The organism is Nocardioides luteus (genome assembly GCF_000960475.2).
Classification (GTDB): Bacteria; Actinomycetota; Actinomycetes; order Propionibacteriales; family Nocardioidaceae; genus Nocardioides; species Nocardioides luteus_A.
In genome coordinates, this window is the sequence record NZ_JZDQ02000006.1 from 113531 (window position 1) to 139940 (window position 26410).

Annotated in this window: 30 protein-coding genes; 16 read left to right on the forward strand and 14 right to left on the reverse strand. The window is 69.6% G+C overall.

Annotation, left to right across the window (positions count from 1 at the left end; genetic code table 11):
* The first annotated feature begins 67 nt into the window (after nucleotides 1-67).
* Complete coding sequence (locus UG56_RS05625) at nucleotides 68-1114, forward strand: alpha/beta hydrolase (protein ID WP_256206453.1); 1047 nt, start codon at nucleotides 68-70, stop codon at nucleotides 1112-1114.
* 88 nt (nucleotides 1115-1202) lie between these two features.
* Here the strand turns inward: UG56_RS05625 and UG56_RS05630 are convergent, their stop codons facing one another.
* Both UG56_RS05630 and UG56_RS05635 read right to left on the reverse strand, forming a co-directional pair.
* Nucleotides 1203-3833 (reverse strand): hypothetical protein, encoded by a 2631-nt coding sequence (locus UG56_RS05630; protein ID WP_071326889.1) that lies wholly within the window; start codon nucleotides 3831-3833, stop codon nucleotides 1203-1205.
* Nucleotides 3834-3938: 105 nt separating this feature from the next.
* Nucleotides 3939-4298, reverse strand: a complete 360-nt coding sequence (locus tag UG56_RS05635; RefSeq protein WP_045549638.1) for a DsrE family protein — start codon at nucleotides 4296-4298, stop codon at nucleotides 3939-3941.
* 60 nt (nucleotides 4299-4358) lie between these two features.
* Between UG56_RS05635 and UG56_RS05640 the strand changes: the two genes are divergently transcribed.
* From UG56_RS05640 to ygfZ, 3 genes are read left to right on the forward strand one after another with little or no spacing between them, the layout of a single operon-like run.
* Nucleotides 4359-4862, forward strand: a complete 504-nt coding sequence (locus tag UG56_RS05640; protein WP_045549632.1) for an FABP family protein — start codon at nucleotides 4359-4361, stop codon at nucleotides 4860-4862.
* 5 nt (nucleotides 4863-4867) lie between these two features.
* Complete coding sequence (locus UG56_RS05645; protein ID WP_008360653.1) at nucleotides 4868-5299, forward strand: Fur family transcriptional regulator; 432 nt, start codon at nucleotides 4868-4870, stop codon at nucleotides 5297-5299.
* Nucleotides 5300-5308: 9 nt separating this feature from the next.
* The gene (gene ygfZ, locus UG56_RS05650) at nucleotides 5309-6268 is read left to right on the forward strand and encodes a CAF17-like 4Fe-4S cluster assembly/insertion protein YgfZ (protein WP_045549631.1); all 960 of its coding nucleotides are present in this window, start codon (nucleotides 5309-5311) and stop codon (nucleotides 6266-6268) included.
* 10 nt (nucleotides 6269-6278) lie between these two features.
* Here ygfZ and UG56_RS05655 read toward each other — a convergent pair whose 3' ends face one another.
* The 4 genes from UG56_RS05655 to UG56_RS05670 form a co-directional block, all read right to left on the reverse strand.
* Nucleotides 6279-6929 carry a hypothetical protein gene (locus tag UG56_RS05655; protein WP_045549630.1) on the reverse strand — a complete coding sequence of 217 codons (651 nt, stop codon included), beginning with the start codon at nucleotides 6927-6929 and terminating at the stop codon, nucleotides 6279-6281.
* A 125-nt stretch (nucleotides 6930-7054) separates the two neighbouring features.
* Nucleotides 7055-8020 (reverse strand): ADP-ribosylglycohydrolase family protein, encoded by a 966-nt coding sequence (locus tag UG56_RS05660; protein WP_045549629.1) that lies wholly within the window; start codon nucleotides 8018-8020, stop codon nucleotides 7055-7057.
* 11 nt (nucleotides 8021-8031) lie between these two features.
* Nucleotides 8032-8850 (reverse strand): mycothiol synthase, encoded by an 819-nt coding sequence (gene mshD / locus UG56_RS05665; protein WP_045549628.1) that lies wholly within the window; start codon nucleotides 8848-8850, stop codon nucleotides 8032-8034.
* A 9-nt stretch (nucleotides 8851-8859) separates the two neighbouring features.
* Complete coding sequence (locus UG56_RS05670; RefSeq protein ID WP_045549627.1) at nucleotides 8860-9606, reverse strand: response regulator transcription factor; 747 nt, start codon at nucleotides 9604-9606, stop codon at nucleotides 8860-8862.
* Between the two features lie 121 nt (nucleotides 9607-9727).
* On the opposite strand from UG56_RS05670, the gene UG56_RS05675 reads away from it, so the two are divergent.
* Nucleotides 9728-9997, forward strand: coding sequence for a MoaD/ThiS family protein (locus UG56_RS05675; RefSeq protein ID WP_052693740.1), 270 nt, complete (start codon nucleotides 9728-9730; stop codon nucleotides 9995-9997).
* Nucleotides 9998-10067: 70 nt separating this feature from the next.
* Here the strand turns inward: UG56_RS05675 and UG56_RS05680 are convergent, their stop codons facing one another.
* Entirely contained in the window at nucleotides 10068-10502 is a 435-nt protein-coding gene (locus UG56_RS05680) for an Hsp20/alpha crystallin family protein (protein ID WP_045549626.1), read from the reverse strand.
* Nucleotides 10503-10595: 93 nt separating this feature from the next.
* Here UG56_RS05680 and UG56_RS05685 point away from each other — a divergent pair, with 93 nt between their 5' ends.
* From UG56_RS05685 to UG56_RS05710, 6 genes are all read left to right on the forward strand, one after another.
* On the forward strand, nucleotides 10596-10886 hold the full coding sequence (locus tag UG56_RS05685; RefSeq protein WP_045549625.1) for a MerR family transcriptional regulator: 291 nt from the start codon (nucleotides 10596-10598) through the stop codon (nucleotides 10884-10886).
* A 29-nt stretch (nucleotides 10887-10915) separates the two neighbouring features.
* Nucleotides 10916-11377, forward strand: a complete 462-nt coding sequence (locus UG56_RS05690; protein WP_045549624.1) for a thioredoxin family protein — start codon at nucleotides 10916-10918, stop codon at nucleotides 11375-11377.
* A gap of 242 nt (nucleotides 11378-11619) precedes the next feature.
* Nucleotides 11620-12081, forward strand: coding sequence for a DUF4395 domain-containing protein (locus UG56_RS05695; RefSeq protein ID WP_045549623.1), 462 nt, complete (start codon nucleotides 11620-11622; stop codon nucleotides 12079-12081).
* A gap of 36 nt (nucleotides 12082-12117) precedes the next feature.
* Nucleotides 12118-12966: a sulfurtransferase gene (locus UG56_RS05700; RefSeq protein WP_045549622.1), complete on the forward strand. Its 849-nt coding sequence runs from the start codon at nucleotides 12118-12120 to the stop codon at nucleotides 12964-12966.
* 2 nt (nucleotides 12967-12968) lie between these two features.
* Nucleotides 12969-13268, forward strand: coding sequence for a DUF1416 domain-containing protein (locus UG56_RS05705; protein WP_045549621.1), 300 nt, complete (start codon nucleotides 12969-12971; stop codon nucleotides 13266-13268).
* 119 nt (nucleotides 13269-13387) lie between these two features.
* Nucleotides 13388-14212, forward strand: coding sequence for a 3-keto-5-aminohexanoate cleavage protein (locus UG56_RS05710; protein WP_045549620.1), 825 nt, complete (start codon nucleotides 13388-13390; stop codon nucleotides 14210-14212).
* Nucleotides 14213-14455: 243 nt separating this feature from the next.
* Here UG56_RS05710 and UG56_RS05715 read toward each other — a convergent pair whose 3' ends face one another.
* Nucleotides 14456-15055 (reverse strand): TetR/AcrR family transcriptional regulator, encoded by a 600-nt coding sequence (locus tag UG56_RS05715; protein ID WP_045549619.1) that lies wholly within the window; start codon nucleotides 15053-15055, stop codon nucleotides 14456-14458.
* Between the two features lie 109 nt (nucleotides 15056-15164).
* Between UG56_RS05715 and UG56_RS05720 the strand changes: the two genes are divergently transcribed.
* The gene (locus UG56_RS05720; protein ID WP_045549618.1) at nucleotides 15165-16316 is read left to right on the forward strand and encodes an FAD-dependent oxidoreductase; all 1152 of its coding nucleotides are present in this window, start codon (nucleotides 15165-15167) and stop codon (nucleotides 16314-16316) included.
* Nucleotides 16317-16325: 9 nt separating this feature from the next.
* Here UG56_RS05720 and cysC read toward each other — a convergent pair whose 3' ends face one another.
* From cysC to UG56_RS05745, 5 genes are all read right to left on the reverse strand, one after another.
* Nucleotides 16326-17519, reverse strand: a complete 1194-nt coding sequence (cysC, locus tag UG56_RS05725; RefSeq protein WP_045549617.1) for an adenylyl-sulfate kinase — start codon at nucleotides 17517-17519, stop codon at nucleotides 16326-16328.
* A gap of 225 nt (nucleotides 17520-17744) precedes the next feature.
* A complete protein-coding gene (locus UG56_RS05730) occupies nucleotides 17745-18995 on the reverse strand; it encodes a sulfate adenylyltransferase subunit 1 (protein ID WP_084100571.1) in 1251 nt (416 codons plus the stop codon).
* Nucleotides 18995-19909, reverse strand: coding sequence for a sulfate adenylyltransferase subunit CysD (gene cysD, locus UG56_RS05735; protein ID WP_045549616.1), 915 nt, complete (start codon nucleotides 19907-19909; stop codon nucleotides 18995-18997). The genes UG56_RS05730 and cysD overlap by 1 nt, the downstream gene beginning before the upstream one ends.
* 168 nt (nucleotides 19910-20077) lie before the next feature.
* Nucleotides 20078-20929: a HipA N-terminal domain-containing protein gene (locus UG56_RS05740; protein ID WP_071326890.1), complete on the reverse strand. Its 852-nt coding sequence runs from the start codon at nucleotides 20927-20929 to the stop codon at nucleotides 20078-20080.
* A complete protein-coding gene (locus UG56_RS05745; RefSeq protein WP_045549635.1) occupies nucleotides 20929-21207 on the reverse strand; it encodes a helix-turn-helix transcriptional regulator in 279 nt (92 codons plus the stop codon). Before UG56_RS05745 ends, UG56_RS05740 begins: the two co-directional genes overlap by 1 nt.
* An 89-nt stretch (nucleotides 21208-21296) precedes the next feature.
* On the opposite strand from UG56_RS05745, the gene UG56_RS05750 reads away from it, so the two are divergent.
* Nucleotides 21297-22463 carry a nucleotide sugar dehydrogenase gene (locus UG56_RS05750; RefSeq protein WP_045549614.1) on the forward strand — a complete coding sequence of 389 codons (1167 nt, stop codon included), beginning with the start codon at nucleotides 21297-21299 and terminating at the stop codon, nucleotides 22461-22463.
* A gap of 143 nt (nucleotides 22464-22606) precedes the next feature.
* Nucleotides 22607-22978, forward strand: coding sequence for a phosphomannose isomerase type II C-terminal cupin domain (locus UG56_RS05755; RefSeq protein WP_008360694.1), 372 nt, complete (start codon nucleotides 22607-22609; stop codon nucleotides 22976-22978).
* Between the two features lie 61 nt (nucleotides 22979-23039).
* Here the strand turns inward: UG56_RS05755 and rfbA are convergent, their stop codons facing one another.
* Nucleotides 23040-23912, reverse strand: a complete 873-nt coding sequence (rfbA, locus tag UG56_RS05760; RefSeq protein WP_045549634.1) for a glucose-1-phosphate thymidylyltransferase RfbA — start codon at nucleotides 23910-23912, stop codon at nucleotides 23040-23042.
* A gap of 94 nt (nucleotides 23913-24006) precedes the next feature.
* Here rfbA and rfbB point away from each other — a divergent pair, with 94 nt between their 5' ends.
* Nucleotides 24007-25020 (forward strand): dTDP-glucose 4,6-dehydratase, encoded by a 1014-nt coding sequence (rfbB, locus tag UG56_RS05765; RefSeq protein WP_045549613.1) that lies wholly within the window; start codon nucleotides 24007-24009, stop codon nucleotides 25018-25020.
* Nucleotides 25021-25025: 5 nt separating this feature from the next.
* Nucleotides 25026-26408, forward strand: a complete 1383-nt coding sequence (locus tag UG56_RS05770) for a sugar nucleotide-binding protein (RefSeq protein ID WP_071326896.1) — start codon at nucleotides 25026-25028, stop codon at nucleotides 26406-26408.
* Nucleotides 26409-26410: the final 2 nt, after the last annotated feature.

Sequence of the window (26410 nt, forward strand, 5' to 3'; positions counted from 1 at the left end):
CCCTTGGACCGGTCATCTGACGAACTACCTGTTACACGATGTCCCTGGTACCCGGTAGTTTGGGCGCATGTCGATTCTCGCGCGTGCGTCGTCCCTGATCGATCCGCTGCTGGTGCCCGTCAAGAGGCCAGCGTTCGCGGCGGCGATGAACCTGCCGGCTGCGGTGCAGCGGCGGATCGTCGGCAAGCCGGTGACGTACGACGGGCAGACGCTCGCCGTGGACACGCAGATCATGCTCGCGCTGATGAAGGTGTCGGGGGAGCCGGACCCGTCGACGCTGCCGATCCCGAAGGGGCGGGTGGCGCTGCTGCGGCAGTCACAGCTCGGCGGGGGTCGCCAGGAGATCGGGTCGGTGCGTGAGCTCTGGGTCGCGGGTCTCAAGGCGCGGCTCTACAACCCCGAGGGCGTCTCGGGCAACGCGCCGCTGCTGGTCTTCCTGCACGGCGGCGGCTTCATCTTCGGCGATCTCGACTCCCACGACGCGCCCTGCCGGCTGCTGGCCAGCGAGTCGGGGGTCAAGGTGCTCTCGATCGACTACCGGCTGGCGCCGGAGTCACCGTTCCCGGCGGCGTACGACGACTCGGTCGCGGCCTTCCGGTGGGCGGTCGAGCACGCGGCCGAGCTCGGTGCGGACCCGGCCCGGATCGGGGTGGGTGGTGACTCGGCCGGCGGAAACCTGGCGGCCGGGGTCGCGCTCGCGGTCGGCGAGGCCTGCGCGTTCCAGCTCCTCATCTACCCGGTGACGCAGTCGGAGGCGGCCACCCGCAGCCGCGAGGAGCTCAGCGAGGGCTTCTACCTGACCGCCGACTTCATCGCGGCGGCGACCGACAACTATCTGCCCGAGGGGACAGACCGCCGCGACCCGCGCCACGCCCCGCTGCACGCGGAGATCCCGACGAGCGGGGTCGCCCCGGCGTACGTCGCGACCGCGGGTTTCGACCCGCTGCGCGACGAGGGCGAGGCCTACGCCGCCAAGCTCGAGGAGGCCGGGGTCAAGGTCGCGCACCGGCGCTTCGACGACCAGATCCACGGGTTCCTGAACGTGGTCGGCGCCGGGCGTACGTCACGTGCTGCTGTGCTCGAGATCGCTCAGGTCCTGCGCGACAACCTCTGACTTCTCAGGTGTTTCCTGCGCTTCTCGGGTGTTGCAACGCCTGAGAAGCGCAGGGATACCCGGTCAACCGGGTATCCCTGCAAGCCGCTCAGCCGGCCATGTCCGGGCGCCAGCGGAGTACCTCCCGCTGGAACGCCTCGGGGTCGACCATCGACTTGTCGACCTGGACCGCACCGGCCTCGTCGGTGTTGAACTCGACGACCCACTCGTCGGTGGCCGGCTCACCCTTGATGGTGATGTCGGTGTGGGTGTCGTAGAGGTCGTAGGTGTGGGTCTGCTCGTTCTTGCGTACGTCGAGCACACCCTCCTCGGTGACCGTGACGGTGCTCTCGGTCATGAGCGAGCCGTCCTCGGGGTGGAAGGTGCGGACGGTCAGCTGCTTGGCGCCGACCGAGTCGCCCTCCGGCTCGCCGGAACCTGTGTCCTCGGTGGCCTTGACCGGCTCCGGCGCGGAGGAGTTGGCGCCGGGGATCTTGGCGCCGGGGAACTTGCCGGACTCGGCGAGCTTGACCGCGGCCAGCCAGCCGCTCGAGCGCTGGGGGAGCGAGTCGCTCGGAGTGTCGGGCAGGTCCTTCGGCTCCGGCAGCGACTCCTTGGGTCCCTGCTTCTTGGTGCTCTGCTTCTTGCCGGTCGTCCGCTCGGGCAGCGTCACGGGAGCGGTCGGGGGACCGGCCGCCGGTGCTGCTGATGAGTCGACCGGTGCGGGAGCGGTGGCCTTGGCGGTCTCGACGGGCGCGAGGGGCTCGACGACGAGCGGCTCGTCCGGGGCATCCGGGATCGGCAGGCTCGCCTCGGGCGGGACCGGGGTCGCCGCGAGGGTGAGCTCGAGGGCCTGCATGGCGCGCTTGTTGGTGCTGCCACCCTTGACCGCGAGCATGACGGCCTCACGCAGGTCGGCGAGCTGCTTGGCGAGCTGGGCGCTGCGGCGCTCGGCGATCTGCCGGTCGACGATGGCCTGCTCGACGAGCTCGGTGTTGTGCAGGATCGAAGCCTCGACGGCCTGGCGGTCGATCGCCTTCTGGCCGGCGACCTCCTCCGCCTCGGCCCGCAGGCGCACGGCCTCGGTGGCCTGCTCCTGGACGTCGGCGAGACGGTTCATCATCTCGGTCATCCGGCGCTCGGCCTCCTCCCGCTCGCGCGCCTGTGCCGTGACGACCTCGGTCATCGCCTCGTGGGCGGCACGCAGGGCGGACTCCGCCGCGCGACGACCCTCGTTGGCCTCGGTCGCAGCGCGCTCCGCGGCGCGCCGGCCCTCCAGCGCCTGCACCGCGAGATCGGCGTGCTCGGAGGCGCGCTGGTCGGCGGCCATCCGCGCGAGGTTGGCGGCCTCGGCCGCCTGCTCGGCCTGGGAGGCGAGCTCGGTGAGCTGCCGGTAGCGCTCCTCGTTCTCGTTGGCCTCGTGCGCGGCAGCAGCGGCGAACTCGGCGTACTGCTTCGCGCTCTTCTCGGCCTCGAGACGGGCGTCGTTGGCGGCGTCGGCGGCCTTGAAGGCGCGCAGCGCGGCCTCCTCCGCCTCGGTGCGCGCGGCGAGTGCCTCGGCTGCCACGGCGTACTGGTCGGCCGCCGCGGCCTCCGCCGCGGCCCGGGTCATCGCGTGGTCCTCGGCGTTGGCGTCGGCGGCCTTGCGCTCCTCGAAGGCCTCCTTCGCTGCTTCCTCGGCCTCGGCGCGGGCGGTCGCCGCGGCCTCGGCGGCCGCGTAGGCGGCCTCGGCCGCAGCCTCGGCGTCCTTGCGGGCCTGCTCGGCCCGCTCGGCCTGCGTCGCCATCGCGACCGCGGACTCCTCGGCCGTGATCCGCGCGGCAGCCGCCTTCTCGGCCTCGGTCGCACGGTCGTTGGCCGCCTGCTCGGCGGCCTGGCGCGCGGTGAACGCGGCCAGCGCCTCGTCGGCGCGGCCGGCCGCCGCCGCGTCGGCCTCCTCGCGCATCCGCGCGAGCTCCTCGGAACGGGTGTCGGCCGCGGCACGGGCGGTGTAGGCGGCCTCGGCGGCTGCCTCCGCCTCGCTGCGTGCCTCGTAGGCGGCACGGGCCTCGTCGGCGGCCTTGCGGGCAGCCTTCTCGGCGGCCGCCAGCGCGTCACGGAGCTCGTCCATCTCCTCGAGGCGGTCCTCGGCGGCTGCCTCCGCGACGCTGCGAGCGGCGTACGCGGCCTGGGCCAGCTCGGCGTGCTCGGCCGCCTTCGTGTGCGCCTCCGCGGCGGAGGCGGCCGCTGCTGCGGCTTCCTCGGCCTTGGTGCGGGCGGCTTCCTCGGCCTCGGTGCGCGCGCGGGTCTGCTCCTCGGCGGTGCGAGCCGCCTCGAGAAGGCGGCGCTCGGCCTCCTCCAGCTCCTTGCCCCTCGCGACCGCGGCCTCCTCGGCCTCGGCGCGCTCCTTGGCACGGGTGTCGGCGAGCTTCTCGGCCTCGACCCTGGCGCGGGCGTACTCCTCGGCTGCCTTCTCCGCGACCTCGCGCGCCTGGTGGGCGTCGGCGGCCAGCTGGGCGTGGAGCTTGGCGGTCTCGTCCGCCTTGGCGCGGGCGGTTGCGTGCTGGGCGGCGGACTCTTCGGCCACCAGCCGCTCGGCCGCCTGCTCGGCGGCCGCCTGCTCGGCTGCGATGCGAAGCGACTCGGCTGCGGCGGCCGCGCGGGCCAGCTCCGCAGCACGCGCCGTCAGGTCCTCGTCTTCACCCGGCTGGGCGGCCGAATCCCGGCTCCACCACTTGCCACTGGGGGTCTGCGTGCTCACGAGGGTGAATGCTAACGGCCAAGTAGACGGCGTGTGGAGTCTCCGAAAGGATTAACACGCCTGCTACCTGGAACTACATACGTGTAGTTCGTCTTGGCGACGTCGTCAGTAGACGAGCGCCTGTACGCCGTCGCGCAGGATCTCCTCGGCGAACACGACCGCGCCCTTGATGGTGACGCCGTCGATCAGGTCCTCCTCGGAGAGATCGCGACGGGACGCGCACTGGCTGCACACGGTGACCTGGCCGGCCTCGATGACCAGCCCGATCAGCTCCTGCAGCGGCGCCGCGTTCTCCAGCTCGAACTCCTCCGCGCGCCCGGGCACCGCGAACCACGTCGCCTCGCCGGTGAGCCACAGCGACACCTTCGCGCCCGCCGTCGCGGCCGCAGAGGCGACCGTGAAGGCCTGGTTCGTACGCTCGGGCGCCTCGGCGCCCACGGTCACCTTCACCACGAGTTCTTGCATGCCGAGCACACTAGCGCTTGCGTTTCGGGTCGTAGCCGACGTACGGCCTAAACTCGGTGTGTGGCTTTCGAACTTCCGGAGAACCTTCACCCCGACGCCGGTCCCTGCGCGTGGATGCTCGGCACCTGGCAGGGCAACGGGCACGGTGACTATCCGACGATCGACAAGTTCGAGTTCGGGCAGGAGCTGATCTTCACCCACGACGGGCGACCGTTCTTCCACTACTTCGCGCGCTCGTGGATCATCGACCCCGAGACGGGGGAGAAGGTGCGCGACGCGGCCCTGGAGACCGGCTTCCTCCGCTTCCGCCCCGAGGGCGAGGTCGAGTGGGTGATGACGCACAGCAGCGGCATCGTCGAGATCTGGTACGGCAAGGCCGAGGGCGGCAAGCTCGACGTGGTCACCGACGCGGTCGCTCGCACGGAGACGGCGAAGGAATACACCGCCGGCAAACGCCTCTACGGCAACGTCGAGGGCGACCTGCTCTATGCGTACGACATGGCCGCGATGGGTCAGGCGCTGCAGCCGCACCTGTGGGCGCGGCTCAAGCGGGTCCCCAAGTAGGCGCGATGACCGAGGCGGCTGAGGACTGGCGCGAGGCCCTTCGGGCGAAGGGCTATCGCCTCACGCCCCAGCGCGAGCTGGTCCTCGGCGCCGTCGAGCGGCTGCGGCACGCCACCCCCGAGGAGGTGCTCGCCGTCGTGCGCGAGTCGTCCTCCGCGATCAACCTCTCCACCGTCTACCGCAACCTCGAGGTGCTCGAGGAGCTCGGCCTGGTACGCCACGCCCACCTGGGCGAGCGCGCCTCGACCTACCACTCCGTCTCCGGTCGCCCGCATTTTCATGCCGTGTGCAGGAAGTGTCAGAAGGTCACCAGTGTTGACCCCTCTGTGGCCGACGGAATCTGCGAGCGGCTGCGTGAGGAGTACGCCTTCGAGGCAGACGTCGCTCATCTGACTGTCTTCGGAGCGTGCGTCGACTGTTCTTCTGAGCCCACGTAGGAGCACCGCATGATGACTGCCAGCCCGCTTCTGTCCCTGCCCGGCGCCGTCGCCGGCGACGGGGCCGACGCACCCGTCGCCGCGCACTACGGGTCGTTCAACCTCGAGCAGCGGACGTTGGCCTCGGGCGAGGGCTTCGTCGATCTCTCCCACCGCGACGTGGTGCGGATCGCGGGACCTGATCGACTGACCTGGCTGCACTCGCTCACCTCGCAGGCGTTCGAGGGCCTGGCCCCGGGCGTCTGGACCTCGGCCCTGATCCTTTCACCGCAGGGACATGTCGAGCACTTCTTCTCCGGCGTCGACGACGGCTCCTCGTTCCTGGCGTGGACCGAGCCGGGCGCCGGTGAGGCGCTGGTCGGCTACCTGGAGCGGATGAAGTTCTGGTCCGACGTCACCATCACACTCGAGACGTCGCAGGCGTCCGTGTGGCGCCCGGCGCAGGGCTACTCCTTCGTCCCGCGCGAGTCCTTGGAGAAGTACGCCGCTGCCGCGGGCCCCGCCTGCGGGTTCTGGGCGTTCGAGGCTCTCCGGATCGAGCGTGGTGAGCCGCGGTTCGGCGTGGACACCGACGCTCGGACGATCCCCAACGAGGTCGGCTGGGTGCCGGGCTCCGCGGACGTGGCCGGTGCGGAGTATGCGGTCCACCTCGACAAGGGCTGCTACCGCGGCCAGGAGACGGTCGCTCGCGTGCACACGCTGGGCCGTCCGCCGCGGCGCCTCGTCCTGCTCCACCTGGACGGCTCCGAGAACCGGCTGCCTGTTGCTGGCTCTGACCTCGTCTTCGGGGAGAAGACGGTCGGCTTCGTCGGGTCCTCTGCCCGCCACCACGAGCTCGGCCCGATCGCGTTGGGGCTGGTCAAGCGCAACGTACCCGTGGATGCGCAGCTCGTCGTGGACGGGATGCCGGTCGCGCAGGAGGTCCTCGTCGACCCCGAGATCGGTCTCCACATCCGCCCGCTCCGCTGAGCCCAGGCGGTCAGAGGCGTCCGTTCGAGCGGACGGGTACGTCGTCGGCCGGCCAATCGCGTGAGGCCTTGTAGGCCGACTGCGAGGCCGTGCGTTCGGGGTTCGCCGGCGGTTGGGTCATGGTCGATGGCGCGCCCCACAGCATCCAGCGCCGTCGAGGCGGGAGGGGCAGCCAGGTGTCCTCGAACGAGTCGAACCACGGCCCGGGCGGTTCGAGGCGGAAGTCGTGGTCGTCGTATCCGGTGATCTCGGCACCGACGGCCACCCAGTCGGCGATGACCCCGATCAGTGGGTGTCGCATGCCGGTTCTTGGATTCAATGGATTCAAGCTGCTGTGCCATGCGAGGTAGATCGAGGTCGGCAGCGGAAGCCGCCACGGCCCGGCGACGGCACGAGCACGGTCGCCCCAAGCGGCGTCGGTGTCGAACGATTGCTTCCTGTCGACTCGGACGATGAACGGGCGCCAGCGGTCGAGCTCGGAGCTGGGACATTCGGGCCGGTCGAGCAGATGGTCGAGCCGCTCTTCGTCGTAGAGAAGCGCACTCCCTTGCCGCGTCGCGGGACCCGCCAGCCCGGCCGTCAGCACCCGCCCCGCGTCTCGCAGGCCGATGTTGTGAGCGACCGAGATCGTCTCGGCGGCGGCTCGGGCGGTCAGCTTCATAGGGGTGACGGTATGCGTGAGCACCGACAGTTCTGTGTGCTTGTCGCGCCTACATCAGTGGGCGGCACCTTGTGAACAGTTCACAAGGTGCCGCCCACTGATGTAGGCGCCGCCGGACGCGTCGATCAGTGAGGCCGACCGGCGGCAACCGTGTCGAGGGCGAGGGTGGCGAGGACGTCGCCGGGGATGCCGGGGTAGCCGTGGCTGAGCTTGCGCCACTCGGCCGGGATGGCGGACGCGCCCCAGCGGGCGCCGAGGAGGCCGCCGGCGATGGCGGCAACCGTGTCGGTGTCGTTGCCGATCCGGATCGCGGTGTTCAGCGCCTCGACGTAGTGCTCGGGCCCCGTGACCGGGGTCTGGGCGATCGAGGACCACGCGGCCTGCAACGCGGTGACGACCCAGCCGTTGGGGTTGAAGGTCGCCGGCAGCGCGGCCTCGGCCTCGTCGAGCTTCTCGGTCCAGAAGCCAGCCTCGGCGTGGGAGAGGTGGGCGAGGCCGGAGCGTATGTCGAGCTCGCCGTGCATCACCGCGTGCTCGATCGCCAGGGACCACAGGGCACAGCCCGACTGCGCATGCTCATCCCAGTGGGTCAGCCGGCTCACTCGCAGGGCGGCGTCAGCGACAGCTTCTCGGTCGCCGAGATACCGGAGGGCCACGGGTGACGTACGCATCAGCGAGCCGTTGCCGCCGGTGTGGCGCGTCACCTTGTCCAGCTCCGACGACGCGTAGAAGAGGTCTTGTGCCGTCGGGTCAGGGCCGGCGGTGTTGAGCACCCGAGCGGTCTGGTTGCCGATGTCCTTGGGATCCGACTCCGCCCACGTCCGAAAGTTGCGGGCGACCGCGGTCAGCCCTTCCTCGCTCCGCAGATCCAGCCCGCCCGCAGCGACCTCGAGGATGCACCACGCCATGGTCGTGTCGTCGGTCCACTCGCCGGGCGCGAACGGGCCGAGACCGCCGCCGAGCATCTGCGCCTTCTCATCGGCCCCCAGCCGGGGCCGGTCGAACTCGTAGTGAGCCCCGAGCGCATCCGCGACCGCAGTTCCGACGATGGCCCCGACGGCCCGGTCACTCTGAGACTCGTTCAGCTCCACGCGACCAGAGACTAGCTGCGCGTGTACTGGACGTGCGTGTCCGCCGCGGCGCGCGTGAAGCCGAGGCCTTCGTAGAGACGTACGGCCGGGGTGTTGTCGCCCTCGACATAGAGATGGATCCGCTCGACACCGACGGCGGCCAGATGGTGCAGCCCCAGGAGGGTGACCAGCCTGCCCAGCCCGCGGCCCTGGGCGGAGGGATCGACGCCGACGACGTAGACCTCGCCCTCGGTCTCGCTGTGGCGCTTGGTCCAGTGGAACGCGAGAAGCTTCTCGCCCTCCCACGCGGTGATCAGCCCCGACGCGTGGAACCAGGGCTCCGACATCCGCTCCCGCAGCCCGGCCTCGTCCAGCGAGCCCTGCTCGGGGTGGTGCGCGAAGGCGGCAGCGTTGACCCGGAGCAGCTCGGCCTCGTCGCCGGGCTCGAAGCCGCGTACGAGGATCCCTTCCGGGGTCTCCGGAGCCGGTGGCAGACCGGCGACCGGGCGTCGCATCACCCACAGCTCACGGGTGCGCTCCCAACCCTGTCTCGTGGCCAGCGCGGCTGCGGCCGGGTTGTCACCGTGCGACCACGCCGTCGTCCCGGCAGGAAGCGAGGGCGCGCGCAGCAGCAGCTGGCGCCCCAGACCGACACCGCGGTGCTGGGTCAGCACCACCAGCGACAGCTCGGTGCCGATCAACAGCCCGAAGCCGCGTACGTCCCCCCAGATCGTGGCGTCCTCCGGACGGTTGCGCAGCGTGAGCAGGGTCGCCTCGTCGAGCGGTGCCACCCCGTCGTACGCCTCGGTCGCCTTCGCGATGTCCAGGACCTGCTCGACGCTGAGTGCCATAGGAGCAGCCTAGGCGTCGGCCCCCAGGCGAGGAGACGGGGTCAGCCGGGCGCCGTCGGCGGCGGCCTCGTTGTTCTTCGAGGGCAGCACGAAGCGGTAGCCGACGTTGCGGACGGTGCCGATGAGGGTCTCGTTCTCGGGGCCGAGCTTGGCGCGCAGGCGACGTACGTGGACGTCGACGGTGCGGGTGCCGCCGAAGTAGTCGTAGCCCCACACCTCCTGCAGCAGCTGCTGACGGGAGAAGACGCGGCCCGGGTGCTGGGCGAGGAACTTCAGGAGCTCGAACTCCTTGAAGGTCAGGTCGAGCGGGCGGCCGCCGATCTTGGCGGTGTAGGTGGCGTCGTCGACGACGACCTCGCCGGAGCGGATGACGTGGGCCTCGGGGTCGGAGGCGTCGCGAGCCGCCGAGATGCGGCCGATCGCGAGCTTGATCCGGGCCTCGAGCTCGGCCGGGCCACAGGTGTGCAGGACGACGTCGTCCATGCCCCAGTCGTGGGACACGACGGCGAGGCCACCCTCGGTGGCGATCAGCAGAACGGGGACGTCGGTGCCGGTCGTACGGATCAGACGACACAGGTCACGGGCCTGGGCGAGGTCCTGTCGGCCATCCACCAGCAGCAGGTCGGAGTCGGGCGCCTCGAGGAGCGCGCTACCTTCAGCAGGAAGGATCTTCACCTGATGGCCGAGGAGCGAGAGCCCCGGAAGGACGTCTGCCGAGGGCTGGAGAGAACTGGTCAACAACAGAAGCGAGCTCATGGGGGTGCCTCTCGGTCAGAGAAAGAGGAGCACCGAAACGCAACATTGAGCCTCGGTGAGGTGATCGTTGGACCATATTAACGAAACCTCACGGTGACATAGGAAGGTTGTCCACGAGAAAGTGACGAATGTTATAGAGGTCCGCTACTGGGCGGCGGCCAAGTCGGCGGCCGGGACTCCGTCGGACCAGCTCGAGGTCGACGGCTCCTTGACGCTGGCCGAGGTCGTACGCCGCGCCGCCGAGCTGCACCCCGGCACCCGCCTCCCCGAGGTCCTGAAGGTCTGCTCGGCACTCATCGGTGACCGTCCGGCCGGTACGGGCGACCCCGGTGGGATCGAGGTCCCACCGGGGTCGACGGTCGAGTTCCTCCCTCCGTTCGCTGGTGGCTAGATCAGTGATGGCCGGGGAGCCCGCGCCCGGCGACTCACCTGCGTAAGGGCCTGCCGGGGCGGGCAGGTCCTCAGCTCTCGATCGCGGCGGGCTCCGGCTGGCCGCTCGTGGCGATCTGGATCTTGCGCGGCTTGGCCTTCTCGGCGACCGGCACGACCAGACGCAGCACGCCGGCGTCGTACGCGGCCTCGATGTGGTCGAGGTCGAGGTTGTCGCCGAGCACGAGCTGACGGCTGAAGGTGCCGCGCACGCGCTCGTTGGCCAGCATCTGCCAGTCGCCGTTCTTGGCGACCCGCTCGGCCTTGACGGTCAGTACGTTGCGCTCGACGTCGAGGTCGATCGTCTCCGGGCTGACACCGGGAAGGTCGAACTCGATGACGAACCGGTCGCCCTCGCGCCAGGCGTCCATCGGCATCACGGCCGGACGGTTGGTGGTGCCCCCGCCCAGGAGCTGCTGGGTGATGCGATCGAACTCGCGGAACGGATCGGTGCTTCGGATCAGCATGATTCCCTCCTCACGGGATCTATATCAGCGGATACACCTTTTATATATTCCAGAGCCTAGGGAATTTCAAGCCCACATGTCAGAATCGATCCTGTGAAGGAGCGAACCAGGGCCGTCTACGCCATCTCCGTGGCCGCCGAGATGGCCGAGATGCAGATCCAGAACCTCCGCGTCTACGAGCGCCGCGGGCTGGTCGACCCTGCGCGCACCGCGGGCGGCACCCGGCTCTACTCCGTCGCCGACATCGAGCGGCTCATCCGTATCCGGGACCTGCTCGCCGACGGTCTCAACCTCGCCGGCATCGCTCGTGTGCTGGACCTCGAGGAGGACGTACGCCGCCTGAAAGCGGTCAACGAGAGGCTTCGGCGCGCCTCGGGGGAATGAGCGGCGCGGGTTACCGGTTCAATAGACACATGAGCACCGGATCCTGGATCGCCGTCATCGCGATAGCCGTCGCCCTGGGCTTCGGCCTGTTCCGGCTGCTCACCGACGGCCGCTTCCGAGGCACGAAGGAGCTCCACGTGGCCCACGAGGATCACGCGCCCGAGCCGCACGCGTGGAATGCGGTGACCGACGCGCTGGGCGAGACCGAGCTCGGTGACCGCGCGACGCTGGTGCAGTTCTCCAGCGCCTTCTGCGCGCCCTGCCGGGCGACCCGGAGGATCCTCGGCGAGGTCGCCGAGATCGTTCCGGGTGTCGTCCACCTCGAGATCGACGCCGAGCACCACCTCGACCTGGTCCGCCGGCTCGACGTCCTGCGGACTCCCACCACGCTGGTGCTGGACGGCGCCGGCAACGAGGTCGCCCGGGCTTCCGGCGCCCCGCGCAAGGAGCAGGTGCTGAGCGCGATCCCGGCCTACGATCTCGAATCCTGACACGCCGGTCCGTATTCCGAGACATTCGTTTCGTGCCCGTCGAGCATCGCGCTACTGTCTTCGCATGTTCTCGACCATGCTGACCAAGCGCCGCGCAGTGGATCACTGCCGCGTGCGCTCGGCGCTGTGTCGTTCCTGCCGCTGATTCCCTGAGATTTGTCGACCCAGTCGACACCGGGGATCGCTTTCGCCTGTCAGGCTCGTCCTGACGACCTCCCCTCCACTCTCGCAGGAGCACACCTATGTCTGAGACCTCGAGCAAGACGGCGACGCAGGCCGGAATCGACCCTCGTGGCCCGCAGTTCACCGCGGCGCTGACCGTTGTCGTGATCATCCTGGCCCTGCTGCTGCCGCAGCCATGGGCTCTGGTGGTCACGGTCATCCAGACCGTGCTCTTCGCGATCGGGGCCGGTCTCGGCGTTCAGCGGACCCCCCACGCCTGGCTCTTCAAGAAGTTCGTACGTCCCCGCCTCGGCGCGCCGGACGAGCTCGAGGACCCGGCACCGCCCCGGTTCGCCCAGGGGGTCGGCCTCGCCTTCCTGCTGGTCGCGCTCGTGGGCTACCTCGTCGGCGCCACGCTCGTGGCGCAGATCGCCCTCGGCCTCGCGCTGGTCGCGGCCGTGCTCAATGCCGTCTTCCGGTTCTGCCTCGGCTGCGAGCTCTACCTGCTGATCAGGCGACTGGGTCCTTCCCCGTCGGCCTGAGCCCTGAACGCAAGAAACACAACGAAAGGTACCTAGATGACCCGCGAGAACTCCCTCGTCTCCGCCCAGTGGGTGGAGGAGCACCTCGATGACCCGAAGGTGGTGCTGATCGAGGTCGACGAAGACACCACGGCCTACGACAAGGGCCACATCAAGGGTGCCATCAAGCTGGACTGGACCACCGACCTGCAGGACCAGGTCCGCCGCGACTTCGTCAACAAGGACCAGTTCTCCGCTCTGCTCTCCGAGCGCGGCGTCGCCAACGACGACACCGTGGTGCTCTACGGCGGCAACAACAACTGGTTCGCCGCGTACGCCTTCTGGTACTTCAAGCTCTACGGCCACCAGGACGTCAAGCTGCTCGACGGCGGTCGCAAGAAGTGGGAGCTCGACTCCCGCGAGCTGACCGACGAGGCCGTCACCCGCGAGGCGACCACCTACACCGCGCAGGAGCAGGACCACTCGATCCGCGCCTTCCGTGACGAGGTCGTCGAGGCCATCGGCACCCAGAACCTGGTCGACGTGCGTTCGCCCGACGAGTTCGCCGGCCGCCTCCTCGCCCCGGCCCACCTCCCGCAGGAGCAGGCCCAGCGTGCCGGTCACATCCCGACCGCGGCCAACGTCCCGTGGTCCAAGGCGGCCAACGACGACGGCACCTTCCGCTCCGACGAGGAGCTCAAGGAGATCTACACCGAGGCCGGCGTCGACTGGAGCAAGGACACCATCGCCTACTGCCGCATCGGCGAGCGCTCCTCGCACACCTGGTTCGTGCTCAAGGAGCTCCTCGGCCAGGAGAACGTGAAGAACTACGACGGCTCGTGGACCGAGTACGGCTCCCTCGTCGGCGTTCCGGTCGTCACCGGCGACGAGCCCGGGGAGGCCTGAGCATGTGCGGAGCAACTGAGGGCGGGCTCTCGCTCGCCGGCGTCGACGTCGCCAAGGAAGCAGTCATCCAGGGTCAGGTGACCCGTGGCGGCGAGCCGGTCCACGGCGCGTACGTCCGGCTGCTCGACCGCACCGGCGAGTTCACCGCCGAGGTGCCCACCTCGGCCACCGGCCACTTCCGGTTCTTCGCCGGCGACGGCGAGTGGACCCTGCGCACGCTCGCGCCGAAGGCCGAGCCCGTGGACAAGAAGGTCCACGCCGCGGTCGGCAACGTCGCCGAGGTGACCATCCCGATCGGCTGACGATCCCTTTGACGTGGGAGCCCCGGTGTCACTGGTTGACACCGGGGCTCCCACGTTGTTTTGCCATCGTCTGGCGGAGATATTGCGGTCGATTGCCTGATTGGCGCTAGATTGTCCGGGTGACTGGACTGCTTGTGACCGTGGCGCCGACCGGGGCGGAGACCGCGAAGGAAGACTGCCCGCAGCTGCCGACGACGCTGGAGGAGCTGGTGGCGACGGCCGTCGAGTGCGAGGAGGCGGGGGCGCGGATGATCCACGTCCACATCCGCGACGACGACCACGCGCCGACGCTCGACCTGGGGCGACTCACCGAGACGGTCGACGCGCTCCACGAGAAGACCGAGCTGATCGTGCAGCTCTCCACCGGCGGCTCGGTCCACGACCCGCTGGACAAGCGGCTGAAGGTGCTCGACGCGGGACCGGACTCGTGCTCGCTGACCATGGGCACCACCAACTTCGGCGACGACGTCTTCTCCAACCCGTGGCCGTTCATCACCGAGCTCTACCAGTTGACCCAGGAGCGCGGTGTGGTGCCGGAGTTCGAGCTCTTCGACCTCGGCCACGTCGCAGCGCTGCAGCGGCTGCTGGGGAAGTACGGGCTGCCCGCCGGCGGCAAGGTCCACGTCGACTTCGTGATGGGTGTGCCGGGTGGCATGCCGGGCACCTCGGCGGCCCTGGTCGCAGCTGTCGCGGCGTTACCGGCCGAGGTCACCTCCTGGTCGGCGACCGGTATCGGCCGCTCGACCCTCCCGGTGATGCTCACCTCGCTGGCCATGGGCGGCCACCTGCGGGTCGGGATGGAGGACGTCCTCACCCTCGCCAAGGGTGTCCCGGTCGACGCCAACCGGCAGCTCGTCGAGCGAGCCGTCGAAGCCGCCGCGGTCGCGCAGCGCGAGCCGATGAGCACCGACGAGGCCTGGGCCCTTCTCGGTCTGAAGCGGTAAACCGTCCCGCCGACTCGGCGCGTCTGTCTCGTTTCGGGTTGCCGACTCGGCGGGTCTGTCTCGTTTCGGGTTGCCGAGTCGGCGGGTCTGTCTCGTTTCGAGTTGCCGACTCGGCGCGTCTGTCCCGGTCTTCGCCGCGAACGCGTTCCAGGCCGGGACATTCGGGCCGACTCGGCAGGATCTAGCGGGACATTCGCGCCGACTCGGTGGGCAGTTGTGGGACAGATGCGCCGAGTCGGCGCGTCATGACGAGCCGACTCGGCCGGGATCTTGGTCAGGTTGCGCCGACTCGGCGGTGAGGTAGCGGTCGATCGTCGGGGCGACCCATGCGACGATCTCGTCGATGTCCATGTCGACGATGGGTGGGAGCACGAGTACGTAGCGGCCCAGTGCGATGCCCAGGAGCTGGGAGGCGGCGAGGGCGGCGCGACGTGGCGCCTGGGACGGGTCGGGGGACACGGGAGCCACGGCGCGGGCGACCTGGGCGGCGAAGATGCTCCGCATCTGCTCCGCCGCGGCGGGGTCCGAGGCGGCACGGCGCAGGAGTGCCATCAGGGTGCCGTCGGAGTCCCACATGCGTACGAAATGGGTGACCAGTGTGCGGCCGACCTCGTCGCGGGGGATCTCGGTGAGGTCGGGCAGCGCCAGGTCGATCGCCGCGGCGGCGGTGAACAGCTCCTCCTTGCTGCCGAAGTAGCGCATCACCATCGACGGGTCGATCTGTGCCTCCGAGGCGATCGCGCGGATGGTGGTGCGGTCGAATCCCTGGCGCGCGAAGTGTTCGCGCGCGACGGCGAGGATGCGTTCGCGGGTCTCGGCGCCGGATCGGCGCGTGTCAGCCATGCCAACAAGTGTAGGCCAACATCTGTTGACGTCAATGGCGACGCCGCGCTAGTTTGGTCAACATCAGTTGGCCAACACTTGTTGACCAAGCGACAGCAAGGAGCGCATCATGTCCACCATCACCACTGATGTCCTCGTCGTCGGCGCCGGCCCCACCGGGCTGGCGGTGGCGGCCACGCTGGCGGCGGCCGGCATCGACGTCACCGTCCTCGACAACCAGGCCTCCGGGGACAACACCTCCCGGGCCGCTGTCGTCCACGCCCGCACCCTGGAGGTGCTCGCCGGTCTCGGCGTCTCCGAGCGCCTCATCAAGGAGGGCATCGAGGCGCCGGCCTTCACCATCCGCGACCGCGACAAGGTCCTGGTGCCGATCCGCTTCGACGACTTGCCCAGCGAGTTCCCCTACGCCCTGATGGTCTCCCAGGCGGTCACCGAGCGGGTTCTCCTCGAGCGCCTCACCGAGCTCGGCGGTCACGTACGCCGCCCGCTCACCCTCGTCGACCTCGTCCAGGACGACACCGGGGTCACCGCGACCACCGAGGAAGGCACCGAGATCCGGGCCCACTACCTCGTCGGCGCCGACGGCATGCACTCCACCGTGCGCGACAAGGCCGGGATCGGCTTCCCGGGCGGGAAGTACGACGAGTCGTTCAGCCTCGCCGACGTACGCATCGAGGGCGACCTGCCGCACGACGAGGTCATCCTCTACTTCTCGCCCGAGGGCACCCTGGTCTCCGCACCCCTGCCCGACGGCTCGTTCCGGCTCGTGGCGCCGGTCCCCGACGCCCCGGAGGAGCCCGACGTCGCCTACGTCCAGGGCCTCCTCGACCGGCGCGGCGGCATCACGAGCCCGGCCGAGGTCACCGAGGTCGTGTGGGGATCCCGGTTCCGGGTCCACCACCGCGTCGCCGACGCCTACCGTGCCGGGAGAGTGCTGATCGCCGGCGACGCCGCCCACGTGCACAGCCCGGCCGGCGGCCAGGGCATGAACACCGGCCTCCAGGACGCGGTCGTCCTCGGCGACGCGCTCGTCGCCGCGATCAGCCACGGCGACGACGCCGCGCTCGACGACTACGCGGCCCGGCGCCGGCCGGTCGCCCAGGAGGTCATCGCGCTGGCCGACCGGCTGACCCGGTTCGGCATCGCGCACGGAGTGCGGCGCAGCGTACGGAACCTGGTGCTGTCCACGCTCGCGCGGCTCCCGCGGTTCCGCCGGATGATGGCCTGGAGGCTGTCCGGGCTGATCTACCGCGACCGCTGAGAGAGCAGCTCAGGCGAGGTCGAGGTAGCCGGCCTCGCGCAGGCCGGCGATGACCTCATCCAGTGCGTCCTCGATCGAGCGGCCGGTGGTGTCGACGCGTACGTCGGCGTCGGCCGGCTCCTCGTAGGGCGAGGAGATCCCGGTGAACTCCGGGATCTCGCCACGACGGGCCTTGGCGTAGAGGCCCTTGCGGTCGCGCCGCTCGCACTCCTCCAGCGGGGTGGCGACGTGGACCAGGAAGAAGGCGCCCCCGGCGTCGGCGACGAACCCGCGGACGTCCTGGCGGGTCGAGTCGAAGGGCGCGATGGGGGAGCAGACCGCGAGCCCGCCATGGCGGGAGATCTCCGCGGCCACCCAGCCGATCCGGCGGATGTTGGTCTCCCGGTCCTCCTTGGAGAAGGTCAGCCCGGCCGACAGGTTGCGGCGCACGACGTCGCCGTCGAGGGAGGTGACCGTGCGGGCGCCCTGCTCGAGGATCCGGTCCATCAGCGCACGGGCGAGGGTGGACTTGCCGGAGCCGGACAGGCCGGTGAAGAAGATGACGAGGCCCTGGTCCTCCGGAGCGGGCTGGTCGGCGTCGATGACCGCCGCGATGGCGTCGGGATAGTCCTCCGAGGAAGCGGGAGCCAGCGCGTGGACCCGATCCTCACCCGCGTACGCCTCCACGACGGCCACGCCGAGCGCATGGTCGGCCTCGGGGTCGTCGTGCGAAGCCAGCGGCACCGCGACGACGGCCGCGTCGGGCAGGGAGTCCGCGGCCAGCAGCGAGGCGCGCAGCAGTGCGACCGGCGAGAGCGCCGGGGTGCCGTGCCCGACCAGGGCGAGCAGCAGCACCGGCCCGAGGTCAGCGATCTCCGCGATCTCGGTGGTGGTGAGCGCGTCGGTGACCGGGACCACCGTCCGCCCGGCGTACGCCTTCCGGGTCTGCTCCGGGGTGAGGTAGAGCCGTCGGAACGGGCCGTAGGCGGGGGAGGCGAGCTCGGTGACCCCGCCGGCGGGCCAGGTGACCCGTGCCAGCGGGAGACCCTCGGGGTCGACGATCTCGACGGCGCCAGCATCCTCGGCAGCCGTCTTCATGGAGTCCGGCAGATCGAGCCTCAGCACAGACTCGGCCGCGTTCAGGGGGCCGGGTAGCGCACGGGCGACGATCAGCTCGATGTCATCGAGCTCACGGGGCGAGGGAGAGTACTGCGGCACAGGCACGCCCGAACTCTAACGCCGCGCTCGGCGGCGGCCAGCACCACGCTCGTGGGTGGACTGGTCCGCTGAATGCCCGCCGAGGTAACTCGGCGAACGGTCACTGCCTTCGTGGAACTCCCCGAGGGCAGTGAGCGCTGACCGAGTTACCTCGGTGAGCATCCGGCCCGCCGTCAGACGCGAAGCGGCGGCCCCCGAGTCGGGAGCCGCCGCTTCGTACGAAACCGATGATCAGTCGTTGATCATGCCAGCGCCGACGGTGACGCCGGTCGCCTCGTCGATGAGGATGAAGGAGCCGGTGGTGCGGTTCTTCGAGTAGGGGTCGCACAGCAGCGGCTTGGTGGTGCGCAGCTGGACGCGGCCGATCTCGTTGAGGCCGAGCTCCTTGGTCTCCAGGTCACGGTGCAGCGAGTTGACGTCCAAGCGGTACTGGATGTCCTTGACCAGCGCCCGCGCAGAGTTGGAGGTGTGCTTGATGGCCAGCTTCTGCCGCGGACGCAGCGGAGCGGTGGTCATCCAGCAGATCATCGCGTCGATGTCCTGGCTCGGCTCGGGGGCGTTCTTGACCCGCGAGATCATGTCGCCGCGGCTCACGTCGACGTCGTCCTCGAGGCGGACCGTCACCGACATCGGCGGGAACGCCTCGGGGATCTCCTGGTCGAACAGGTCGATCCCGGCGATCTTCGACGTCATGCCGGAGGGAAGCACCATGACCTCGTCGCCCGGCTTGAGCACGCCACCGGCGACCTGGCCCGCGTAGCCGCGGTAGTCGTGGTGGTCGTCGGACTTCGGCCGGATGACGTACTGCACCGGCAGCCGCACGTCGACCAGGTCGCGGTCGGAGGCGACGTGGACGTGCTCGAGGTGGTGCATGAGCGTGGGACCGGAGTACCACGACATGTTCTCGGAGCGCTGGACCACGTTGTCGCCCTGGAGCGCCGAGATCGGGATGACCTCGAGGTCGGGGATGTTGAGCTTGGTCGCGAACGCGGTGAACTCGGCCGAGATCTTGCTGTAGACCTCCTGGGAGTAGTCCACGAGGTCCATCTTGTTGATGCACAGGACCAGGTGGGGCACGCGCAGCAGCGAGAGCAGCACCGCGTGGCGGCGCGACTGCTCGGTCAGGCCGTGACGCGCGTCGACGAGGACGAGCCCGAGGTCGGCCGTCGAGGCGCCGGTGACCATGTTGCGCGTGTACTGCACGTGGCCCGGGGTGTCGGCGATGATGAACTTGCGGTTGGGCGTCGCGAAGTAGCGGTAGGCCACGTCGATGGTGATGCCCTGCTCGCGCTCGGAGCGCAGCCCGTCGGTCAGCAGCGACAGGTCGACGTAGCCGTGACCCTTGTCCTGCGAGGTCTTCTCGACCGACTCGAGCTGGTCGGTGAAGATCGACTTCGAGTCGAACAGCAGCCGCCCGATGAGGGTGGACTTGCCGTCGTCGACCGAGCCGGCGGTGGCGAACCGCAGAAGGTCCATGGCCATCAGAAGTAACCTTCCTTCTTGCGGTCCTCCATGGCGGCCTCGGAGAACCGGTCGTCACCGCGGGTCGCGCCACGCTCGGTGACCCGGGCGGCGGCGACCTCCTCGATGATCTCGGGGATGGTGGAGGCGGTCGACTCGACGCAGCCGGTCAGGGTCATGTCGCCGCAGGTGCGGTAGCGGACGGTGCGCTCGGTGACGACCTCGCCCTCCCGGAGCGGGTTGAGCGGGGTCTCGGTGAGCAGCATGCCGTCGCGCTCGAAGACCCGGCGCTGGTGAGCGAAGTAGACCGACGGGATCTCGATGCCCTCGCGGCCGATGTAGTCCCAGATGTCCAGCTCGGTCCAGTTGGAGATCGGGAAGACCCGCATGTGCTCGCCCTCGTGGAGGCGGCCGTTGTAGAGCGACCAGAGCTCGGGGCGCTGGTTCTTCGGGTCCCACTGGCCGAACTCGTCGCGGTGGGAGTAGACGCGCTCCTTGGCGCGGGCCTTCTCCTCGTCGCGGCGACCGCCACCGAAGGCGGCGGTGAAGCCGTTCTCCTCGATCGCGTTCAGCAGCGTGGGGGTCTGGAGCCGGTTGCGCGAGGTCTTGCCGTCGTCGACGACGATGCCGCGCGCGATGGCGTCATCGATGCTCGCGATCACCAGGCGCACCCCGAGCCGCTGCACCCAGCGGTCACGGGTCTCGGCGACCTCGGGGAAGTCGAGGCCGTTGTCGATCTGGAGGACCGGGAAGGGGATCTTGGCCGGGAAGAAAGCCTTCTCCGCAAGTCGCAGCATCACGATGCTGTCCTTGCCGCCCGAGAACATCAGGACAGGCTTCTCGAACTCTGCCGCGGCCTCGCGGAAGATGTGGATCGACTCGGCTTCCAGCTGGTCGAGCTGGCTGAGCCGGTAGTCGGCGTGTGTTGCAGTCATTACGGAACCAGAGGACCTCTCCGTCAGGTTGAGGCGCCCATGCTAGTGGCGCCAAGGTTATGGCGCCGCCTCGGCACGGCGAAACATCCCATCCCCGCGTGGGCTGGAATCCGAGTGTACGCAGCAGCGGGTGTCCATCCGGTGACACCACCCGCACGGTGAGATGCCTCAGCGCCGCGGCGCCACCGCGACCCGGTCCCCGGCGAGCAGGAAGGCGATCTTGTCGATGTCGTCGGCCGGCTCCGGAGTCAGTCCGTGGCGGAGGAACAGCTCCCGTACGTCACCGGGATCCGGGTCCTCGCCCGGCCGGAGTCCGAGCGCCTGCCGGATGGTCTCGGCATGGATGCGCCGTCCGCCGAGCCGGTCCCAGCGCTCCGCGACGAGGGCTGGCTGCGCGCCGAAGCTGACCAGCTCGGTGCGGGTGGCGGGGACCCCGGCCGAGCGGGCCCGGGCCAGCTCCTCGACCAGCACCGTGGCCTCCTCGGCCGTCGTCGGCCGCAGGATGTGCGTCGAAGGATGCTCGTACGTCGGCCAGAACCACTTCCCGGAGGCCCGCCGCAGCGCGAACTTCCCCCGGTGACCACCCAGCGAGAACCGGGGCCGGGCCCGCTGGTCGAGCCACGAGGTGGGCTGGTTGCGCAGCGCCGCGAGCCGGGTCGCGATCTCCGGCAGCGGCACCTCGACGGGATGCGGCGCGCGGCGCCAGGGCAGGTCGGGGTCGGCGGAGAGCGAGACGGCGCCGGCGAGGTCGTCGCCGTAGGAGGCGAGCAGCGTCATCGGCTCGGTGTCCGGCAGGCCCCGCTCGCGCGCCCATCTGCGGCGTACGTCCTCGCGGGCCGGGAGCAGGTTGTCCAGCCAGGCGCGGGCGGCTCCCGGGGACAGCGCCGGGCCGCTGCGGGGGAGGGAGAGTGAGATGGGCGTGGGGCCGGCAGTCTCGGCGTAGCTGAAGTCGACCTGGTGGCCGACCTGGCGGAACGTGCCCATCCGGCGGCGGCCGGCGAAGGCGTACAGCTCTCGCATCAGAGGCAGTGCGCCAGGACGGCGTCGAGGTCGACGTCCTCCAGCGGGGGCGCGATCGGGGAGAGCTGGGTCGGCGCGAGGTAGACGTCGAGGACGTCCAGCAGGGCGAGGGCCTTGCCGAGCTCGGCGCGCGGGTGGCCGGACTCGACGTCGACCACGAACCGCCGGCCGACCCCGGCGCGGTGCGCCAGCTCCTCCTGGGTGAGCCCGGCGCGCCGCCGGGCCGTGCGCACGGCCGACCCGAAGGCGGCAGGTGAGGTCAGGTAGGGCGACGGCACGGTGAACACTCTACGTGATGTTCCCGTACGGGAACATCGATGGCAGAAGTCGCTGGGACCCCGCTCGAACCGCTGCTTACAGTCCGAACATGAAGATCACCGTTGTCGGCGTGGGCTACGTCGGAATGTCGCTCGCCGTCCTGCTCGCGCAGAAGCACGAGGTCGTCGTGCTGGACATCTCCCAGGAGCGGGTCGACCTGGTCAACGCGGCCAGGACGCCGATCGAGGACGCCGAGATCACCAGCTTCCTGGCCACCAAGGAGCTGAGCCTGCGCGCGACCCTCGACAAGGAGGACGCCTATGCGGACGCCGCGTACGTCATCGTCGCCACCCCGACGAACTACGACGAGGCCTCGAACTACTTCGACACCTCCAGCGTCGACGGCGTGATCGCCGACGCGGTGAGCTACGCGCCCGAGGCGGCGATCGTGGTGAAGTCGACCATCCCGGTCGGCTACATCGCGGCCAAGCGCGACCAGCACCCGGACGCGACGCTCTTCTTCAGCCCCGAGTTCCTGCGTGAGGGCAAGGCCCTCCACGACAACCTGCACCCCTCCCGCATCGTCGTCGGCGACGACTCCGCGGCCGCGAAGGGCTTCGCCGAGCTGCTCCTCGAGGGCTCCCTCGAGCCGGACGTACCGGTGCTGATGACGGGTGCCACCGAGGCCGAGGCGATCAAGCTCTTCGCCAACACCTACCTGGCGCTGCGGGTCGCCTACTTCAACGAGCTCGACACCTACGCCGCCACCCACGGCCTCAACACGACCCAGATCATCGAGGGCGTCGGCCTGGACCCGCGGATCGGCTCGCACTACAACAACCCGAGCTTCGGCTACGGCGGCTACTGCCTGCCCAAGGACACCAAGCAGCTGCAGGCCAACTACCAGGACGTCCCGCAGAACCTCATCTCGGCGATCGTCGAGGCCAACACCACGCGCAAGGACTTCGTCGCCACCGACATCCTGCGACGCGAGCCGAAGGTGGTCGGCGTCTACCGGCTCATCATGAAGTCCGGCTCGGATAACTTCCGCGAGTCCTCCATCCAGGGTGTGATGAAGCGGATCAAGGCCAAGGGCGTCGAGGTGGTCATCTACGAGCCCGAGCTCGACGAGGCGACGTTCTTCCACTCCGAGATCGTCAAGGACCTCGACGAGTTCAAGCAGCGTGCCGACGTGATCATCGCCAACCGGCGCACCGAGGTGCTCGCCGACGTCGCCGACAAGGTCTACACGCGCGACATCTACGGCCGCGACTGAGCCGCTCTCCGAGCGGTGAGACCGGCACCGGTGGACCACCTACGGGTAACGGACCGGTGAACATCGACTCGCGATGAACCGTGCGCGGATGCGTACAGTTATTGTCGCGTCTTCTGTTCAGTGTCTAGGAATGAGGCAACATCATGGCTGGTGACTCCGAGACCCGCCCCTGGGGTTCGTGGCACGTCATCGACATCGGTCCGGGCTACAAGGTGAAGCGGATCGAGGTGCTGCCCAACAGCCGTCTCTCCTACCAGACCCACACGCACCGCTCCGAGCACTGGGTGGTCATCTACGGCAAGGCGACCTGCATCATCGACGGCGTCACCACCATCGCCGGCCCGGGTGAGTCCGTCGACGTCGGCGTCGGCCAGGCCCACCGGATCTGCAACGAGACCGACGAGCCGCTCTCGATCATCGAGGTCCAGCGCGGTGGCTACACCGGCGAGGACGACATCGTCCGGCTCGAGGACGACTTCGGCCGGGCCGAGGCCGAGAAGACCGCGACGGCCTGAGACCACCACGACGTACGCGGCGGGGCGCTGCCCCGCCGCGTACGTGTCATCTGGGGCAGGGTCAGCCCAGCAGACCGAGCAGATACTTCCCGTAGCCGCTCTTCAGCAGCGGCTGGGCGAGCTCGGCGAGCTCCTCGTCGGAGAGCCAGCCCTGGCGCCAGGCGACCTCCTCGGGAGCACCGATCTTGGTGCCCTGGCGGTGCTCGATGGCCCGGATGAAGTTGGCGGCCTCGTTGAGGTCCTCGAGGGTGCCGGTGTCGAGCCACGCGGTGCCCCGCGGCAGCACCTCGACGGAGAGGGTGCCGGCCTCGAGGTAGATCCGGTTGAGGTCGGTGATCTCGAGCTCGCCGCGCGCGGACGGCTTGAGCGTGCGGGCGTGCTCGATGACCGAGCTGTCGTAGAAGTAGAGGCCGGGGACGGCGTACGGGCTCTTCGGCCTCTCCGGCTTCTCCTCGAGGGAGATCGCCTTGAAGGACTCGTCGAACTCGACGACGCCGTAGGCGCGCGGGTCGGCGACGCGGTAGCCGAAGACGGCCCCGCCGGTGATCGTCTTGAACCGGGCCAGCTGGGTGCCGAGGCCGGGACCGTAGAAGATGTTGTCGCCCAGGACGAGGCCGACACCGTCCTCGGACTCGTCGAGGAAGCCGACGTCGGCGCCGATCGTGAAGGCCTGGGCGAGGCCGTCGGGGGAGGGCTGCTCGGCATAGCTGATGTTGACCCCGAGGTGGCTGCCGTCGCCCAGCAGCCGGTGGAAGCCGGACGCCTCGTGGGGCGTGGTGATCACCAGGATGTCCCGGATCCCCGCCAGCATCAGCGTGGTCAGCGGGTAGTAGATCATCGGCTTGTCGTAGATCGGCATCAGCTGCTTGCTGATCGCGAGCGTGATCGGGTGCAGACGTGAGCCGGTGCCCCCGGCCAGGATGATGCCCTTCATGGTCACTTGATCCTACGGATGTTCACCCCACGTTCTAGGGAACGCACCGGGGCGAGGCGACCACCGGGTGGTTAATTCTGCCTACGATGAACCGGTGAGACGGATTCTTGTGACTGGTGGGGCCGGGTTCATCGGCTCCAACTTCGTGCACCACCTCGTGGCCAACACCGATGCGTACGTGACGGTGCTCGACAAGCTGACCTATGCCTCCTCGGAGGCGTCCCTGGCCGGGCTCCCGGAGGACCGGGTTCGCCTCGTGGTCGGGGACATCGCCGACGCCGCCGTGGTCGAGCCGCTGGTCGCCGAGTCGGACGCCGTCGTGCACTACGCGGCCGAGTCGCACAACGACAACTCCCTCTCCGACCCGGCGCCGTTCGTCCAGACCAACATCGTCGGCACCTTCGTCCTGCTGGAGGCGGTCAGGAAGCACGACGTACGTTTCCACCACGTCTCCACCGACGAGGTCTACGGCGACCTCCCTCTGCTCGACGAGATTGGCTCCGACCCGAAGCGGTTCACCGAGGACACCCCCTACCAGCCGTCCTCGCCCTACTCGGCCACCAAGGCCGGCTCCGACCACCTCGTCCGCGCCTGGGTGCGCTCCTTCGGCGTACGCGCGACGATCTCCAACTGCTCCAACAACTACGGCCCCTGGCAGCACGTCGAGAAGTTCATCCCGCGCCAGATCACCGAGGTGATCGAGGGCCGCCGGCCGCGCGTCTACGGCGACGGGCTCAACGTCCGCGACTGGATCCACACCGACGACCACTCCTCGGCGGTCTGGACGATCCTGGAGAAGGGCCGGATCGGGCAGACCTACCTGATCGGTGCCGACGGCGAGAAGTCCAACGTCGATGTCGTCCGCGCGATCCTGCGTCACTTCGGCAAGCCCGAGGACGACATCGAGTGGGTCACCGACCGCGCCGGCCACGACCGCCGCTACGCCATCGAGTCCGGCAAGCTTCGCAGCGAGCTCGGCTGGGAGCCGAAGTACCAGGACTTCGACAAGGGCCTGGCCGCGACGATCTCCTGGTACCAGGAGAACGAGGCCTGGTGGTCGCCGCTCAAGCACGAGACCGAAGCCAAGTACGCCGCGAAGGGGCAGTGATCTCGGTGGCTGAGCTGCGCGTCGACGAGACGCCGATCCCGGGTCTGCTGGTCGTCCACCTGCCCGTGCACGGCGACGCCCGCGGCTGGTTCAAGGAGAACTGGCAGCGCGAGAAGATGGTGGAGCTGGGGCTCCCCGACTTCGGGCCGGTGCAGAACAACATGTCGTTCAACGCCTCGCGCGGTGCGACCCGCGGCATCCACACCGAGCCGTGGGACAAGTTCGTCTCGGTGGCGTGCGGCCGAGTCTTCGCGGCGTGGGTCGACATGCGCGAGGGTTCGTCGTTCGGGACGACCTTCTCGGTCGAGATCGGCCCGGAGACCGCGGTCTTCGTGCCGCGTGGGGTCGGCAACTCCTACCAGGCGCTGGAGGACCGCACGGTCTACTCCTACCTGGTCAACGACCACTGGCGGCCGGGGCACGCCTACCCGGCGCTCCATCTGGGGGACGAGACGGCGGCGATCCCGTGGCCGATCCCGCTCGACTCCGCAGAGATCTCCGAGAAGGACCGGGCCAACCCGCGCCTGGCCGACGTCGTCCCGATGAAGCCGAAGAAGACCCTGATCATCGGAGCCAACGGCCAGCTCGGCCGGGCCCTGGTGTCGGTCTTCCCGGACGCCGACGCGGTCGATCTCGACGAGCTCGACATCTCCGACGAGAAGGCGGTCGCGGCCTGGCCGTGGGCCGACTACCAGCTCGTCCTCAACGCCGCCGCCTACACGGCCGTCGACGTCGCCGAGACCGCCGACGGCCGGCGCACCGCCTGGGCCGCCAACGCCACCGCGCCCGCGCTGCTCGCCCGCGTCGCGAACGAGCACCGGCTGACCCTGGTGCACTACTCCACCGAGTACGTCTTCGACGGCACCGCCACCGAGCACACCGAGGACGAGCCGGTCTCACCGCTCGGCGTCTACGCCCAGTCGAAGGCCGCCGGCGACATCGCCGTCGCCGGCACTCCCCGCCACTACATCCTGCGCACCTCCTGGGTCGTCGGCGACGGCAAGAACTTCGTACGCACCATGGCGGCTCTCGCCGAGAAGGGCGTCTCGCCCACCGTGGTCGACGACCAGATCGGCCGGCTCACCTTCACCGACACGCTCGCCGCGGCCACCGCTCACCTGCTGCGGTCCGGGGCTGCGTACGGGGTCTACAACTGCACCAACGCCGGGGAGCCGTGCTCATGGCGCGACATCGCCGCCGAGGTGTTCTCGCTGTCGGGACGTGACCGGGCCGACGTGGGCGCCACCTCGACCGAGGCCTACTTCGCCGGCAAGGAGGGTGTCGCGCCGCGGCCGCTCAACTCGGTGATGTCCCTCGACAAGCTCACCGCCACCGGCTTCGAGCCGGAGGATCACCTCGACGCGCTGCGCCGCTACCTGAAGGCCTGACC